Here is a 15,919-nt window from a genome sequence, read left to right as displayed (position 1 = left end):
TAAAGTGGCAACGAAATATGATCAGATAGTACGTGAATTTTATGAAGAACAGGCCGGTTTTACTGTCCTGCTCAGTGATGAGCCTTCATTTTATAAGTTGTTGCGCGGAACTCTGCATAAAATTTTGGCAATCCGCCGGGATTGTCTGGCTTATTTTCAGGAGCAGGCTCCTTGTCTATCTGAAATCAAGGATAAAGTCGGTGCCAACCAGCCGGTATTGGTATTTGTGGAAAGGCTGCTCAAGGGCAGGCCAACGGCTGATTTTATTTTGAATATCCGTAGGTTATTTCCTGAAATCAAAGTGGTAGTTCTTACTGATGAGACCAGTCAGGAAGAATTGATTTTCCTCCATGAACTGGGAGCCAACAATATCATTACCAAACCTGTCTCCGTGGACAGTCTGGTCCAGAAACTGGCCTTTACCATCAAGCCGCAGGGCAAGCTTGCCCAGTTGGTTGAAGCGGGTAAAACCTTTTTACGTAACGGTGAACTGGATAAGGTTCTGTTGGTCAGTGCCAAGATTCTTGAGATCAAGCCGGACAGTCCTGCCGCCTTGATGCTGCAGGGTGATGCCCAGTCCGGCATGGGCCAGCGCGATGAGGCTTTGAAGTCATATCTAAAGGCCCATGAGCAGTCCAAGGTCTTCATGGAGCCGATCAAGAAACTGGCTGAGTTCTATAAGGGTAATGATAACGACCAGTATCTGCATTACTTGAAGAAGCTTGATTCCATCAGCCCGCTCAATACCGAGCGTAAGTGTGAGATCGGTCGCGTTCATCTGGAGCGGGAAGAGCTTGATGATGCGGAAACATATTTTGATCAGGCTGTGCGCTGTGCAGTGAAAGAGGCGCACAACTACCTTTCACAGGTCATGAGCGGCATTGCTGAATCCCTTTTTGATGTGGCCCCGGAAAAGGCCGAGAAATATTATTCCAAGCTGTTATCCGTTAAATCTTCAAGCCTGAGTGCTGATGATCTGGAGACCTACAACCGTCTGGGTATAGCCCTGCGTAAACAGGGTAAGTGGATGCAGGCTGTGGAGAACTATCAGGCGGCACTCAGGGTTGCTCCCAATGAGCCGGGACTGTTTTATAACATCGGTCTGGCCTACAGTGATGGCAAGGAATACGCCAAATGTGCCAAATATTTTAAGCGTGCGGTGCGTTCGGATGGAATGATCCATAAAAGTGCAGCGTCCGTGGCCCGGAATATTGCCGGAATTTTCATCAAGGTCGGTATGAATGACGAAGCCCGCGTGGTCCTAGGGGAAGCTCTTACGGAATTCCCTGATGATGCCAAGTTGAAAGCTTTGCTCCAAAAGAGCGAACCGCAGCAGACCTAGTTAGAATCTTCAGTTTTATCAGGATTTTTCATGTATTTTCTAATCGCACTTGTTTTTGGATTTCTCATCTTTATGATTCTTTATGGTCGCTATATGAATGTTAGCGGAAATATCGGCCAACGGAGAATCCAAATTGAAAACTTGCGCGATGAAGTGGAGTTCAAGGTCGGCAGGTTGAAAAAAGGTACAGTGCAGATTAACCGCGAAATTGCAGATGCCACCAGAAGTCTTGATGACCTGAAGAGTAGTTTGAATGATGCGAGGAATGAAAAATGATTTTTATGCTAGGCATTTGTGCAGCTATTATGCTTTCTGCACTGGTCATAAACAGGATGATCACCAGTTGGCACAAGGATACGATTAAAGCTTTCAAGGCTGAGGAGGCCAGTCTGCGCAGCCGTCATGCAAGAGCCATGAAGGAGCAGAAGAAAGCTTTAATTAAGTTGCGCAGGGTCAAGAACCAGATCACCACTTATGAAAGTATGGTCGTGGATGCGCAGATGAAAGGCGGCGAAAAGAATTTAAATGGCTAAAAGTTAAGCGCCCTATCTTCACATGAGGATAGGGCGCTTTTTGTTTTTTCTAAGTAAAACTGATGTCATCAGCTGTGACTGGATCACCGCTGGACAGGCTGGCAATCAAGGTCGCTCCTCCGGCACTATCACCGTTGGAGTCATACCAAAGCTGGTTGTCGTTATCGAAGACAAAGTAGGCGTCTGTTGTCCCTGCATCTGCGTTGCCGGTGTATGCACCGCTGGAATAGGTTGCGAAACCTGCAGAGCTGTCAAAGTCTGAACCGCTGAAGCAGAACTTGTCACTGTTGGCTGAAACGTTATCGTAGTTCTGAAAATTGTAAACTGTGTCTCCACCTTCGCTGAGAGATGTGTAGACAAGTTTCGTGGATGTTTCATCATCAGCCACGAGATTGATTGTATCAGCTCCCCCGCCGCCATGGATGGTGGAAGCTCCGGTAGAGCTGGCTGTGATGGTATCAGCGTATTGTGATCCGATGACACCTTCAATATTTATGAAGTTATCGTTTCCGGCTCCACTGACAGTACAAGTGTTTCCTGTCGCGTTGTTCGCTAAGTCAATAGTAACCCCTGAGCCACCGGTAAGGCCTGCAAAGCTGATAAAATCTGTTCCGCCACCACCGTCAATGCTGTCCGTACCTTCCCCGCCTTCAAATGTTTCAGAGGTATCTGAGCCGGTGAAATAGTCATCGCATGAAGAGCCGATGAAATGTTCGATCTCTTTGAACGTGTCTGTTTCTGCGGTGCCGGGGTTGCGTGTAGCTGTACCTGTTCCGTCTCCGGTATCAGTAATAATTGTTACCGGGCTGGCTTTGTCCCGATAATCAAGGGTGTCAAGGCCCTCGCCACCGATGATGGAATCGTTACCCATACCGCCGATAAAGGTTTCATTGCTGGAACTGCCATTGAAAATGTCATCATGATCGGAACCCTGGAATATTTCGATATTGCTGATGTCATCAGTTCCGTCTGAGTGGGTAACAGAGCTGGTGGAAGTATTGAGATTAAAGGTTACGCCACTGGTCGAAGCTGAATACTCTATACGGTCATATCCTTCGCCGCCGTCCAGTGTGTTGTCGCCTTTTCCCCCTGCGAGATTGTCATTTCCTGTTCCGCCATAAAGAACATCATCTCCGTCTCCGCCGGATATGCTGTCGTCCCCGGCTGCACCGTTCAGTGTATTGGCGACAGTGGAACCGGTTATAGTATCATTACCCGATGTGCCAAGCAGGTTTTCAATGCTGGTCAGCATAACCTTGTTTACTGTAGTGTCTGAATTGCTGGCGTCTTTGATGTAAACATGGTTGCTGTTCATTTCAGCGACAACGTAAAATTGGCTGGAAAGGTCATCAAACTGGATCCAGTCCGAACCACCGCCACCTCTTACAGTTTCATAAATTCCGTCTGAGATATATTTTGAGTTCAGCCCCGGCTTGAAGTAATTGGCTTCACCGTCACCTTCAAGGATGTCATCGTGTATGGAGCCGATGATCCCTTCAATGTTTTTGATTTTATCAGTGCCTATTCCTGTGCTCACAGTCACTTCGGTGGAGCCGCTAAGGGTTACATCTACGCCGGATGAGGCATTGATAAAGGACACGAAGTCCATGGTGCCACCCTGACCGTCAAGGTGGTTGGTTCCCGCACCGCCGATCAAGGTATCATTGCCTGTTCCAGCGTAAACGTTATCATCCCCACCACCGCCGGAAAATGTTTCGTCGTTGTCGCTGCCATAGAAAGTGTCACCGTGGCCTGAACCTTCAAATGATTCTACCTGGCTGAAGGTGTCATGCCCGCTTGAATGGGTTGCTGTACCGTCAGCAACTTTGACGGTGACTGGGGAGTCGGCATTGGCGAAGGAAATTTTATCGGTGCCTTCTCCGCCTACAAATAAGTTGATACCATCTTCACCAAAGAAGGTGTCGTCACCTTTGCCGCCTACAAAGGTGTCATCTTCGCTGGCACCCGTGAAAACATCTCCCCCGTCAGACCCTACGAAAGTGGAAAAATGATAAAAGTGGTCAGTGTATGAGTCTTCTGATGTTTCGTGGAATGCTTTTCCAAGCTGCATATCAATGGTGACATTGTCGGAGCCAGCATAAGTGAGGGTGTCCTGTCCCATTGCAGAAGAGGACTCAGTACCACCGTATAGGTGATTGTTCCCTGCTCCGCCTTGAATGAAGTCGTTTCCGTCTCCACCGTAAATGGTGTCGTCGCCGCTTCCGCCTGAGATAGAATCGTTGTCAGCATCCCCATGAATTGTATCAGCCCCGGCACCACCGGAGAGCAGGTCGTTCCCGTCGCCACCCTCGATGTTGTCGCCGCCGGCACCGCCTTCGATTACGTCTGCGCCGCCATGGCCGTAGAGATTGTCCGAGCCTTGATTACCGTCAAAGGTGTCTGCGTAGTTGCTACCGTTGAAGGTGTCATGGGTTCTGGTGCCGATTATTTTTTCTATGTTTTCAAAAGTATCCGTATCAGGGAGCAAGTTTATTTGGGCTGTTCCTTTTCCGGCTCCAGTCATAGTGACGGTCATTGTGTTGTCGCTGCTGAATTCGTTGTAGCTCAGGGAGTCTACTCCTTCGCCGCCATCGATGATGTCTGCTCCAGAGCCTGCTGCTATAAAGTCCGCACCGGATCCGCCGTCGATACTGTCATTACCTGCACCGCCGGAAATAGAGTCATTGCCTTCTCCACCAGAGAGGGAGTCTGCATCGTCTCCGCCATCAATGGAGTCGTTTCCGGCCTCTCCGAAAATTGTGTCATCTCCGCGGATGCCGGAAAGCGAGTCGTTCCCTGCTCCGCCTTTTATGATGTTTTCGCCGCTGCTTCCATAGATATGGTCATTCCCTGAAGATCCAAGCACATTTTCAATTCTTTCCAACTGGATGTTGTTTACATCTTTGTTTTCGCTGCGGGTGGAGTCTAATATTTCAATCTCACCGCTGGCTAAGTTTGCATCGATGTAATATTTACTATCCAGTTTCTCAAACTGTACCCAGTCCAGTTCCGCACCAGTTCCGCCGCTTACTGTTTCGTATGTGGAAGTGTCTCCACTGACGTATTCTGCGTTCAGTCCCGGCTCGAATCTGTTAACTCCATCATCCCCGATAAGAGTGTCTTGATGAGCGGTCCCGATGACACCTTCAATATTGACCAGCACATCGTGCCCACCGTCAGTGCTGACAGCTACTTCGCCAGCGTCGTTTTTATTGTTGAGGTCTACGGTAACGCCGTGCTCTTGTCCGTCAAAAGATGCAAAGTCGACTTCGTCAGCAGCACCACCGCCGTCAAGGTAGTTGCTCCCAGCGCCGCCGTTGAGCATGTCTTCGCCCGCGCCACCGTATAGGGTGTCGTTGCCTTCTCCACCGAAAAGTTTGTCGTCACCTGATTCCCCGTAAAGAGTGTCGTTGCCGCCAAGGCCTTTGACGGTGTCTTTAGAACTGGAGCCGGTTAGGGTGTCAGCATCGTTTGTCCCTTCAAAATATCCGCTGTCGTGGATATCGTGCGGATTTGATCCGGAGTCGCCTGAATCGTCGGAATCTCCGGTGTCTCCTGTGTCATCGTTATTTCCGAGGAGATCGAGAATATCATTACCGTCATCCCCTTCCTTTCCACCATGTTTTTTGTCATCGTCTTCTTTTTTCGGTGGCTCCTCGTCTTTTTTTTCGGGCTCTTCTTTTTGATCCTTGTCTTCAGTTTGCTCTTGTTCCTTTTGAGTTAAGAGTTGGCCTTGCTGACCGCCATCAACTTCTCCACCGGGCAAAACTCCACCAGGTCCGAGTAGGTCGCCACCACCGGGAGTTACATCACCGGGGAGTTCTCCCGGTGGGTCTCCTTGTTGTTCGCCCTGTTCTCCCTGCTGTTCATCGTTTTGCTCTTCCTGCCCCTGTTCGCCTTGCTGCTCTTCCTGCTGCTCGTCATTTTGTTCGTCGTTCTGGTCATCCTGCTCTTCTTCGTCTTCGCGCTGCTGCTGAATTTCCTGTTCCTGCCGGATGTTGGCTTTGGCTATGTCGCGGAAGGATTTCAGTTCCTGCGTGGAAAGAGGGCGGGCAGGACCGAGCAAACCTGATTTGTTGACATCAGACATCTGCCCGGAAAGAAGCTGTTGTACTTGTCCTGTGGCTTTACTCTGCAGGAGCATGGCTTTACCGGCATGGAGTTGCTCAACACCATGCTTTTCACCCTCTGTGGTTACTTTACTGAGGATGATGGTGCCGCGGATACCGATGGTTGCCAGCGGCGAGCCTAGCTTGAAGCGGTCCGGGTTCTGTTCGGCAATTTTACCTGTAACTGTACGGAAGGTACCTTCGGCAATCTCACCCAGAAAACTGGAATCCCCGCCGTCGGGATCATAAACATAATCATCAAGGGCAATACGGGAGTTGGCACCCTGTGAAATCAGGGTGTCATCAACAAAGCGTACCTCAACATTACCGTTTCCTCCGGTGACTAGTTCTTCACCCTGATAGATTGGGCTTCCCGGTTCAAGGGCACGTGTTCCGGAATCTGTTTGAGCATATGCTTCACCGGATACTCCGGTAACTACTCCGATTTCTTGAAGGTTGTTTTGTTCAACAGGCATTACAATTTTTATTTATGTTTATGTGTTCTTTGGAAAATTTATTTATCTTAAAAAATGATTAGTAAAGAAGATATATTATTAAAATAAAAATGAAACACGGGCAAGCAATATCGGGAATAATTACGGAGTGTCGAAGTGGGTATGCACTCTGTTGTTTCTTCGTTGAATTTAGAAGTTGTATTCTGTCCTTCATATAGTGTACACTTAACTTTGCAGAACTAATATCAATTCCTCGCACGGTCTGGAGAAATGCATGGGTGTTTTTGAAAAAAGCAAAGGAATAGGGCGCAGAAGTCCTGTCTGGTTAAGGGTTGCCGTCCCTACGGTTGCATCTTTATTGCTTTTTATCATTGTTATCTTTGCCATTCACATGCCTGCGGTGCGGGACGCCCTGCTTGTCCAGCGTAAAGAATCCTTGAAACATATGACTCAGGTTGCCATCGGAGTTCTTGAACATCTGCGGGATCAGGAGGTCAAAGGAATTATCTCCTCGGATGAAGCACGCAGGAGAGGGGCCGAAATAATCGGACTGATGCGCTTTGGTCCTGACGGCAAGGACTATTTCTGGATTAATGATTTTGATGCCAAAATGGTCATGCATCCATATATGCCGGAGCTGGATGGCCGGGATATGTCCAAGTTTGCTGATTTCAAGGGTAAGCTGCTTATTGTCGAGATGGTTAATGCCACGGAAAAGGATGGCGTCGGATATGTGGATTACCATTGGCAGTGGCAGGATCAGCCGAATAAGATCGTTCCTAAAATTTCCTATGTGCAGAGATTTTATCCATGGAAGTGGATAGTGGGCACCGGGTTGTATTTTGATGATATTGAGTCTGAAGCAGCCGCCCGTAATCGTGAATTGATTATGATGACCATTGGGATTCTGGGGCTGATCTCGCTGCTTTCCTTTTATACCATCGCCCAGAGCAGAAGAGCCGGGAAGGATATTCAGGAAAGTGAGGCTCTTTTTAAGGGAATATTCAATCACAGCCAGCAATTCATGGGTGTACTCAGTCCCGAAGGGGTTTTGTTACTGGCCAATCAGGCTTCACAGGATTATGTCGGGCACGAAAACGATAAGGTTGTCGGGCATTATTTATGGGAAACCCCGTGGTGGGACGATTCTCTTGCTGCCCAGCGAGAACTTAAAGAATTGATTCAGGTCGCTTCATTCGGCGGGGTAGGAAAGGGAATTTTTAAGCATGAAAAAAAAGATGGCGGAAGCATATATGTTGACTTCTCCGCAAAGCCGGTGGTCGATGACAACGGCAAGGTCCTTTTTCTCATTGCCGAAGGGCATAATGTTACTGAGCTTAAGGAAGCACAGGAACAGATAGCCCTGAGTGAAGCCATGTTCAGAGGCGTCTTCAGCCAGTCTCTTCAGTTTATGGGGGTGGTTGATCTGGAGGGTAACCTCAGGGAAGTGAACAAGGCAGCCCTTGATATTAGAAATGTTGCTGCTGAGGATGTGCTGGACCGTCCTTTCTGGGAGGGGCCGTGGTGGCAGAATCCGCCTTCACTTATGCAAAGCCTGAAAGAAGATATTAAAAATGCTGCAAACGGTCATATTATTCGCAGGGAAGTAAGGACTAAGACTTCTGAAGACGGGACCCGATACGTGGATTTTTCTTTGAAGCCTGCCTTTGATGCCCGGGGTAAAATTCTTTTCCTGCTTGCCGAGGGTAGGGATATCTCTGAATTGCGTTCGGTTCAGGATCAGTTGAGTACGTTGAACCGTGATCTTGAGCAAAAGGTCGAGGAACGGACCGCTGAACTGCGCAGTTCCGTGGCGCGGCTTGAAAATGCCCAGAACCAGCTTATCCAATCTGAGAAAATGGCAGCTCTCGGTGACCTTGTGGCCGGAGTTGCCCATGAGATCAACACTCCGGTGGGAATCAGTGTAACCAGTATCAGTTTTATGGAAGAGAAACTGGCCGAGATCTCGAAGAAACTTGAATCCGGTCAGTTGCGCAAGTCTGATTTTGATAAGTTCATATCCATTGCGCGGGAGGCTACCAAGTCCAGCATGCTCAACCTGCACCGGGCTGCTGAGCTTATCGGTACCTTCAAGCAGGTGGCTGCGGATCAGGCTTCAGGCCAGAAGAGAACCATCAATTTCCGTGAATACATAGACGAAATTCTGCTCAGCCTGCGTTCTAAGTACAAGCGGACTCAGCACAAGATTAATGTTAATTGCGCCGATGACCTGATTTTGAATACCTACCCCGGTGCGTTTATGCAGATTTTTTCCAACCTGATCATAAACACCTTGCTCCACGGATTTGAGGGTGTTGAGGCTGGAAATATCGATATCGGAGTAGAGGTTTCCGATGACGGTATTATTATTCGCTACACTGACGATGGACGGGGAATGAGTGAGGCCAATGTAAATAAAATTTTCGAACCTTTCTTCACCACCAAGCGTGGGGCAGGTGGAACAGGTTTGGGAATGAGCATTGTCTACAATCTGGTCCATACTCGGTTGGGCGGCACAATCAACTGCTCCAGTGTTGAAGGTCAGGGAACAGCTTTTACTATTGTCCTGCCCAAGGATACCATTGTTGAAGACTGATTTTATTGATTTACGAGCTCTTGACTGAATGGTATTAAACCATATCTTTCATATACCGCATCGTTTTCGGTGCGGTATTTTTCTATCAAGATAAAAAAACAGGAGATTTTAATATGACCAGTCAGATCAAGACTTTTTTCCTGCTCGCCGCGCTTACGGCTATCATTCTCTTTCTCGGGGGATTGATGGGGGGACGGACCGGGCTTGTCATTGCCTTTGGGCTTGCCATGTTCATGAACGTGGGTAGCTACTGGTATTCCGATAAAATCGTTCTTTCCATGTATAAAGCTCGCCAGCTTTCCCCCAACGATGCACCGCAGGTACACGCTATGGTCGAGGAACTGGCCGCCAATGCCGGAATTCCCACCCCGCGCCTTTACGTGGTTGATCAGGATGCCCCTAACGCATTCGCCACCGGGCGTAACCCTGAAAATGCGGTTGTTGCAGTGACCAGCGGGATCATGCGTATCCTGACTCCTGAAGAACTGCGCGGTGTTATCGCTCATGAGATCGGCCATATCGCCAACCGCGATATTCTCATTCAGTCTGTTGCTGCAGTTCTGGCCGGGGCGATTATGATGATTGCCAACATGATGCAGTGGGCAGCAATTTTCGGATTCGGCGGTGATGACGAGGAAGGCGGAACCAACCCCTTTGCCGCGATTCTTGTGGCGATCCTCGCACCTATTGCCGCTTCCCTGATTCAGATGGCTATCTCCCGTTCCCGCGAATATCTTGCCGATTCCACCGGAGCGCAGATTTCCAGCGATCCCAAGGCTCTTGCTTCCGCGCTTTACAAGCTGGACGCAAATGCACGCAATATCCCCATGGATGCCAATCCGGCCACTGAGAATATGTTTATTGTTAACCCCTTCAGCGGCGGAAACATGGCTAACTGGTTCAGCACCCATCCCTCTACCGAGGACCGCATTGCCAGACTCATGTCCATGGCTGGAAGATAATTTATTGATGTCTCCGGCGGCTGGGGAAGGGAAAACTTTTGCAAAAGTTTTCATCTCTGCTCTCAGTATCCGTAAAACTCGAAGCAAAGCTTCTTGTTAACGGCTACAGGCCTTCCCCAGACCCCATCCCTTTCAAAAACTTTTAGTATGCTTCGCATCTAATTCGTTAGGACGACCTAAGATAATTATTCGGCGAAGTCCTGATAAAAGTTTTTGGGATTCTTAAACCCTTTTGCAAAAGGGTTTAAGCCGCCAGAGGCGAAATCTTTTTAATATAAAGCGCGAAGCGCATCAAAAATGGATTTCCCATGCCTCGGTTTAAAATACTTCTCTTTGCTTTACTGGCAGTTGTTATCGCCCAGCCGTCTTTTGCGGCAAGAGATGATTCCCTGCGCGTGACACCTGTGGTGCGGGCGGTGCAGAAGACAGCTCCGGCAGTTGTAAATATCAGTGTCACCCGCATTGTGGAGCGTGGTGTGTCTCCTTTCGGGCAGATGTTCGGGGGGCAGGGCTTTGATATGTTTTTTGATAACTTCCCGACCCAGAAGCGCAAATACCGTTCGCAGTCTACCGGGTCCGGGGTGATCATTAACGGCCGCCGCGGGCTGGTGCTGACCAATGCCCACGTGCTTTCCGGCGGGAGTGATATTAAGGTCAGGATGATCAACGGCGAGGAATATCCTGCCGAGATTGTAGGTTCTGACGCGGATTTCGACATTGCCGTGCTAAAAATCAAGGGCGCGGGAAATCTGCCGCAGGTCGCCATGGGCGATTCGTCGGATATTTATATAGGTGAGACGGTTATCGCTATCGGTAACCCCTTTGGTTATACCCACACGGTGACCACCGGGGTGGTTTCCGCTCTCAAGCGTACTGTTAAGTCAAAAGAGGGCGCGTACACGGATTTTATACAGACCGATGCCGCTATTAACCCCGGTAACAGCGGCGGTCCGCTGCTGAATATCATGGGTGACTTGATCGGCATTAACTCTTTTATTCAAGCCCGAGCTGAGGGCATCGGCTTTGCCATTCCCATTAACCGGGCCAAGCGGGTGGTTAAGGAACTGCTCGAATCCGGTAAGGTCTCCCCGGTCTGGCTGGGGCTGAGCGGTCAGGACCTTGATCAAGGCTCGGCCAGCTATTTCGGCTTGTCCCGTGTTTACGGGATGCTGGTTACTGATGTCCATAAGGACACCCCGGCAGCCTATGCCGGCTTGAAACCCGGTGATATTATCCTGAAGATTAATGGCATCGAAGTTGAGGACAAGGCCGGATATCTGGGGCTGCTTAGGGTACAGACCCGCAGTGAGGATGTTGATCTTGAAGTTCTCCATAATGGCAAGGTGCGCAACATTGTAGTCCGTCCGCAATCTCTTGAATCGCGGCAGGTCCGGGCGCAGGCTTGGTCCCGCTGGGGCATGGTTGTGGATAAGGATTCACGCGGGCGCGGCATGCTGGTCAGCAAGGTGCGCAAGAACAGCGCATCCGCAAAGCTTGGCCTGCAACCCGGTGATAAGATCCACCAGATCGGCAACCACCGGGTGGACTCGCAAAAGGATTTCCTTGATTCTTTCCTGCGCTACCGCATGAATCATAAGGTAATGCTCAAGGTTCAGCGCGGGCGTAATTTTTATTATGTGAAGTTGAATAGCTAAAAAAAAGCTGGGTAATCCAATTGGATTACCCAGCTTTTTACTTATATTCTTCAAGTACAGAATAAATTGGCCCGTCCGGCGTGAGCACACTTTTGTAGAGCGTGAAGCCGTTTATTTGCGCTTCGGGCAACTCTATTTCGTTTATCTTTTCTGAGAGTGCAGTCCAGTTGTCTTTCGGGGATATTTTCTTAACCCTCCCGAGGGTGAGATGGGCATGGCAGGATTTGCCTTTTTCTTCAAAGCCCAGCTTGCCCATTTCCGACTCAATAGTTGCAGCGGTGGAGCAGAATTCTTTGGCTCCATCTGCTATCCCTAGCCAGATCACATGTGGCTTTTCCTGAGCCGGGAAAAAGCCTGCTCCTGCTGTTGAAATTTTAAAGTTTACAACCGGGATTTTTTTCAGTACTCCCTGCACCTCGGCAAGTTTGTCTTCCTCAATACTGCCTAGAAATTTCAGGGTGAAATGCATGTTTTCAGGCTTTACCCACGCAATTCTTGATTCCAGCCCTTCGCGCAGGCTGGCGGAAGTTTCTCCGATTATTTCTTTCCATTCCTCCGGCACAGAGTGTGCAATAAATGTGCGTATCTTTTTCATATTATCCCAACCTGTTAAGGTGTTTATGAACCGGGTGTGGAAAAAGTGAAGAAGAATTTCAACATTCCGAACAATATATCATCGTTATTACTGTTCCCGTTGGAGTTGTTTACGTAGGTCAGGTCCGGGACAATTGAAAAGTTGTCGGTCAGCTTGACCTGATAGTAGGTCTCGTAATGGAACTCCATGTCCTTATTGTTGGTGTGTTTGTTGCCTTGCACACCACCTGCGGCAACACCCCAGACATCCTGTTCTCGTCCGGGGATCGGGCCTTGCCAGTGGGTACCTGTCGACCATGACCATGTAATATCGTTCACCGCGCCGTTACCTTTACCCAGTCTGGCGAAGATTCCGAAGTTTTCGGTCAGGTCCTGATCCATGTTAAAGGCGATACCCCAGTTGATTGATTCTTCACTTCCATCAATGCGCGGCTGGCCATAAGTATTGGTCCAACCGAAGATGCGGTAATTACCTTTCAGTTTACCAAAGCTGGGTGAATATGTCAGCTGTCCGCCGATGAGCGGGCTGTCAGCTATATCTTCAAAATCACCTTTGCGTTCATCGTCGGGGCGTCCTGCATAAGTTGACGACTGGGCAAGCATGGTGAGTTTGAATTGTTCTTCCGGGTTGAATCCTACTGCTATGATGGGCAGGTTGGCATCAATTCCGTCAAAGATCGGCTCGTTGTTGAAGATGGTGTTTATGAACTGGGTGCGCCCGTTACCTGCAAAGCGGTTTTCATCAATGAAGGATTCAGGATCAGTCCAGCCGAGAGTTACAAACATTTTCTTGTCTGCAAAGTGCTGGGTGTAGAGCACATCTGAAATGGATGCCTCCCCGCCGGGACTTGTGCGCGAGGCCTGCGAGTTCAAGGGCGAAAGCACCATTTCACGGCTGGAAGGATTGCTGTGTATATCTGAAACGCCGCCCTGAACCTGAAAGAAGAATTTGCCGTCCTCAATAGGTGCCCAATGCAGTCTGACCCGGGCTTTAAAGGCTCCGTATTCATTTCCACTTTGTGTTTCCCCGTCAATTTTGCTGCTTCCGTAAGCCTGAAGGTAACCAAGCACATCGCCTTCGATGGTCAAAGGTCCGGTGGCATTCTGCATTTCATCCCAAGCATCTTGGAAATCCTTCAATAATACAGATTGATGCTCTTCTTCTTGCCCATGCAGATTTAGGGTTTTGCGCAGGGAGTCGCGGCAGAGTCCGTTTGTCGTGCAGCAGAGAACAAGAAGGATGATCAGGAACAGCGTTTTTTTCATTGGGGATTAACTCTCTTTCAAAAGCTGGTGCAGTTTTTCCAGTACAGTTTGCAGGCTTTGATCTTTCACACTCTTGCGGTCACCGCTGAAGAGGAATTTTTCGGCATAGGTCTTTCCATTTACATGCCAGCCCATCCAGACTGTACCCACTGGTTTGTCCGGAGTTCCGCCTGTGGGACCGGCAATACCGGAGAGGGATACGCCCACTTCCACATTGAGGGTCTTGCAGACTCCCTCAGCCATGGCCCGGACTACAGGTTCGCTGACAGCGCCGTGGTCAATAATGTCTTGTTCGGGAACGTGCAGCTGGGACATTTTTACTTCATTGGAGTATGCGACCACGGCCCCGGAGAACCATGCAGAACTGCCGGAGAAGTCGGTCAGGGTAGCGGCCACAAGGCCTCCGGTGCAGGATTCTGCGGTGGACATGGTCCAGCCTTTTTCAACAAGAATTTTTCCAATAGATGGTACAATGCTTTCAATCATGCAGGTACGTTATACCGATTTAAGCAATATTTAAAGAGGCAGATGCAACATATTGTTTACTGTAAAGTGAAATGATACTCTTCCGCCATGGCCTTCAGGAATATCAGCGACCTTGTCTGGAAAAGGCATCAGAAACACTGGAACTGGATCATTATGCTCGGTTCCTTGTGTGTTTTGCTTATGGCTTTGTGGACTAAGTCCATAGTCCTTGGATTGGCTTTTATTGTCGGAATCGGAGTTTCCATGCTCGAATTGCCTGAGCCGACACCGCCTTTTACAATTGTTGATAAACTTCTTGAGTATGAGCGCAACTGGCTGGAATTACCGTGGAGCTGGAAAAAAGGGTTACAGGGTTTCGGTATGTTCGCCAGCGTGGTATATGTTTTCTGGTCCTGCTGGCTGGAGAGCCTCATGGCTTTGCTGTTACTGATTGGAATTTATGCCAATATCGCCTGCGTCTATGGCAACAAGCGCATGGGAATTGATGATTTGTAGTATTTTTATGCAAATTGATGCAAGAATCCCCTTTATTAGTGCGCTTAGATTCGATACTAGCATGGCAGCGGCTTGAGACGAGCCTTTTTATATATGATGATATTAGGAGAATGAAATGCTCGATTTGAAATTTGTACAGAACAATCTGGATGTAGTTCGCGAAAGCCTCGAAAAAAGAGGTTCTAAACTTGATGTTAATGAATTCAGCGATCTGGATTCCCGCCGTAAGTCCCTGCTGCAGGAAGTGGAATCCCTCAAGGCCGAGCGTAACTCCACCTCCGGCGAGATTGCAAAGATAAAGAGGGAAGGGGGCGACGCCTCCGAGATCATCGCTCGCATGGGTGAAGTCTCAGGCAAAATCAAAGCCCTTGATGAAGACCTCAAAGATATTGAAACTGCAGAGCGTGAATGGCTCAGTTCCGTTCCAAATATGCCTGACGAGTCCGTTCCTTTCGGTAAAACCGAGGATGACAACCCGGTAATCCGTCACTGGGGTGAGAAACCTGAGTTTGATTTTACTCCCCGTGAACATTGGGATCTGGCAGTGGAACTGGGTGGTGTTGATTTCGAACGTGCAGCCAAGCTCACCGGAGCGCGTTTTGCTGTGCTCAAAAAATGGGGTGCACGTCTGGAGCGTGCTCTGACTCAGTTCATGGTTGATGTTCAGACCATGGATCATGGTTACACCGAGGTCATCCCCCCGTACATCGTTAACCGCGATTCCCTGTTCGGAACCGGCCAGCTTCCCAAGTTTGAAGAAGATCTCTTCAAGCTGAAGAACTGGGAATACTACATGATCCCCACTGCGGAAGTCCCGCTGACCAACCTGCACCGTGATGAAGTGCTCAGCGAAGATGAGCTTTCCATTGCATACTGCGCACCGACTCCATGCTTCCGTTCCGAAGCAGGTTCCTACGGTAAAGACACTAAAGGTCTGATCCGTCAACATCAGTTCCATAAAGTGGAGATGGTTCGTTTTGCCCATCCGGACAAGTCTTTCGATGATCTCGAAAAAATGACCGGACACGCTGAGGAAATTCTCAAGCGTCTCGGCCTGCATTACCGGGTTATCACCTTGTGCACCGGTGATATGGGCTTCGGTTCCGCCAAGACTTACGATATTGAAGTATGGCTGCCCGGACAGGATAAATACCGCGAGATTTCTTCCTGCTCCAACTGCGTGGACTTTCAGGCCCGCCGTGCCAACATCAAGTTCCAGCCCAAGGACAGCAAGAAAAAACAATTCGTACACACATTGAATGGCTCCGGCCTCGCAGTGGGACGTACTTTTGTTGCTGTGGTTGAAAACTACCAGCAGAAAGACGGCTCCATCGTCATTCCTGAAGTACTGCGTCCTTACATGGGTGGCTTGGAAGCTATTACCGCAGAGTAATTACAACTGGATATAATTGCGAAGGGCAGCCCG

12 protein-coding genes are annotated in these 15,919 nt (G+C 49.0%); 8 read left to right on the top strand and 4 right to left on the bottom strand.

Features of this window, described 5'->3' with window-relative positions; translation table 11 throughout:
• Window positions 1-4 precede the first annotated feature (4 nt).
• Genes ACO05Z_RS17550 through ACO05Z_RS17540 form a run of 3 tightly spaced genes read left to right on the top strand, consistent with a single transcriptional unit; the run spans window position 5 to window position 1,875 of the window.
• Entirely contained in the window at window positions 5-1,342 is a 1,338-nt protein-coding gene (locus ACO05Z_RS17550; protein WP_421903478.1) for a tetratricopeptide repeat protein, read from the top strand.
• Window positions 1,343-1,372: 30 nt separating this feature from the next.
• Entirely contained in the window at window positions 1,373-1,618 is a 246-nt protein-coding gene (locus ACO05Z_RS17545) for a hypothetical protein (protein WP_421903477.1), read from the top strand.
• The gene (locus ACO05Z_RS17540) at window positions 1,615-1,875 is read left to right on the top strand and encodes a hypothetical protein (protein WP_421903476.1); all 261 of its coding nucleotides are present in this window, start codon (window positions 1,615-1,617) and stop codon (window positions 1,873-1,875) included. Before ACO05Z_RS17545 ends, ACO05Z_RS17540 begins: the two co-directional genes overlap by 4 nt.
• Window positions 1,876-1,924: 49 nt before the next feature.
• On the opposite strand, the gene ACO05Z_RS17535 is transcribed toward ACO05Z_RS17540, so the two are convergent.
• Entirely contained in the window at window positions 1,925-6,460 is a 4,536-nt protein-coding gene (locus ACO05Z_RS17535) for a hypothetical protein (RefSeq protein WP_421903475.1), read from the bottom strand.
• Window positions 6,461-6,713: 253 nt separating this feature from the next.
• Between ACO05Z_RS17535 and ACO05Z_RS17530 the strand changes: the two genes are divergently transcribed.
• The 3 genes from ACO05Z_RS17530 to ACO05Z_RS17520 all read left to right on the top strand — a co-directional run bounded on the left by ACO05Z_RS17530 (window position 6,714) and on the right by ACO05Z_RS17520 (window position 11,652).
• Window positions 6,714-9,035, top strand: coding sequence for a cache domain-containing protein (locus ACO05Z_RS17530; protein ID WP_421903474.1), 2,322 nt, complete (start codon window positions 6,714-6,716; stop codon window positions 9,033-9,035).
• Window positions 9,036-9,148: 113 nt separating this feature from the next.
• Window positions 9,149-9,997 (top strand): zinc metalloprotease HtpX, encoded by an 849-nt coding sequence (gene htpX / locus ACO05Z_RS17525; RefSeq protein ID WP_421903473.1) that lies wholly within the window; start codon window positions 9,149-9,151, stop codon window positions 9,995-9,997.
• 308 nt (window positions 9,998-10,305) lie between these two features.
• Window positions 10,306-11,652 carry a trypsin-like peptidase domain-containing protein gene (locus ACO05Z_RS17520; RefSeq protein WP_421903472.1) on the top strand — a complete coding sequence of 449 codons (1,347 nt, stop codon included), beginning with the start codon at window positions 10,306-10,308 and terminating at the stop codon, window positions 11,650-11,652.
• Window positions 11,653-11,689: 37 nt separating this feature from the next.
• Here the strand turns inward: ACO05Z_RS17520 and thpR are convergent, their stop codons facing one another.
• Genes thpR through ACO05Z_RS17505 form a run of 3 tightly spaced genes read right to left on the bottom strand, consistent with a single transcriptional unit; the run spans window position 11,690 to window position 13,998 of the window.
• Complete coding sequence (thpR, locus tag ACO05Z_RS17515) at window positions 11,690-12,247, bottom strand: RNA 2',3'-cyclic phosphodiesterase (protein WP_421903471.1); 558 nt, start codon at window positions 12,245-12,247, stop codon at window positions 11,690-11,692.
• Window positions 12,248-12,270: 23 nt separating this feature from the next.
• On the bottom strand, window positions 12,271-13,512 hold the full coding sequence (locus ACO05Z_RS17510) for a carbohydrate porin (RefSeq protein ID WP_421903470.1): 1,242 nt from the start codon (window positions 13,510-13,512) through the stop codon (window positions 12,271-12,273).
• 6 nt (window positions 13,513-13,518) lie between these two features.
• Window positions 13,519-13,998 carry a CinA family protein gene (locus tag ACO05Z_RS17505; protein ID WP_421903469.1) on the bottom strand — a complete coding sequence of 160 codons (480 nt, stop codon included), beginning with the start codon at window positions 13,996-13,998 and terminating at the stop codon, window positions 13,519-13,521.
• Window positions 13,999-14,085: 87 nt separating this feature from the next.
• Here ACO05Z_RS17505 and ACO05Z_RS17500 point away from each other — a divergent pair, with 87 nt between their 5' ends.
• Window positions 14,086-14,493, top strand: a complete 408-nt coding sequence (locus ACO05Z_RS17500) for a hypothetical protein (RefSeq protein ID WP_421903468.1) — start codon at window positions 14,086-14,088, stop codon at window positions 14,491-14,493.
• Window positions 14,494-14,608: 115 nt separating this feature from the next.
• The gene (gene serS, locus ACO05Z_RS17495) at window positions 14,609-15,886 is read left to right on the top strand and encodes a serine--tRNA ligase (RefSeq protein ID WP_421903467.1); all 1,278 of its coding nucleotides are present in this window, start codon (window positions 14,609-14,611) and stop codon (window positions 15,884-15,886) included.
• Window positions 15,887-15,919 lie beyond the last annotated feature (33 nt).

This window comes from Maridesulfovibrio sp. (genome assembly GCF_965230075.1).
In the GTDB taxonomy this organism is placed as follows: Bacteria; Desulfobacterota; Desulfovibrionia; order Desulfovibrionales; family Desulfovibrionaceae; genus Maridesulfovibrio.
The sequence above is the reverse complement of the archived record's forward strand: the minus strand, read 5'-3'. Positions and strand labels throughout refer to the sequence as shown.

Excerpts from the sequence above, each read along its gene's own strand:
- ACO05Z_RS17545 (WP_421903477.1), top strand. The coding sequence starts at position 1,373 with ATGTATTTTCTAATCGCACTTGTTTTTGGATTTCTCATCTTTATGATT.
- ACO05Z_RS17540 (WP_421903476.1), top strand. The coding sequence starts at position 1,615 with ATGATTTTTATGCTAGGCATTTGTGCAGCTATTATGCTTTCTGCACTG.
- ACO05Z_RS17535 (WP_421903475.1), bottom strand. The coding sequence starts at position 6,460 with ATGCCTGTTGAACAAAACAACCTTCAAGAAATCGGAGTAGTTACCGGA.
- ACO05Z_RS17530 (WP_421903474.1), top strand. The coding sequence starts at position 6,714 with ATGGGTGTTTTTGAAAAAAGCAAAGGAATAGGGCGCAGAAGTCCTGTC.
- htpX (WP_421903473.1), top strand. The coding sequence starts at position 9,149 with ATGACCAGTCAGATCAAGACTTTTTTCCTGCTCGCCGCGCTTACGGCT.
- ACO05Z_RS17520 (WP_421903472.1), top strand. The coding sequence starts at position 10,306 with ATGCCTCGGTTTAAAATACTTCTCTTTGCTTTACTGGCAGTTGTTATC.
- thpR (WP_421903471.1), bottom strand. The coding sequence starts at position 12,247 with ATGAAAAAGATACGCACATTTATTGCACACTCTGTGCCGGAGGAATGG.
- ACO05Z_RS17510 (WP_421903470.1), bottom strand. The coding sequence starts at position 13,512 with ATGAAAAAAACGCTGTTCCTGATCATCCTTCTTGTTCTCTGCTGCACG.
- ACO05Z_RS17505 (WP_421903469.1), bottom strand. The coding sequence starts at position 13,998 with ATGATTGAAAGCATTGTACCATCTATTGGAAAAATTCTTGTTGAAAAA.
- ACO05Z_RS17500 (WP_421903468.1), top strand. The coding sequence starts at position 14,086 with ATGGCCTTCAGGAATATCAGCGACCTTGTCTGGAAAAGGCATCAGAAA.
- serS (WP_421903467.1), top strand. The coding sequence starts at position 14,609 with ATGCTCGATTTGAAATTTGTACAGAACAATCTGGATGTAGTTCGCGAA.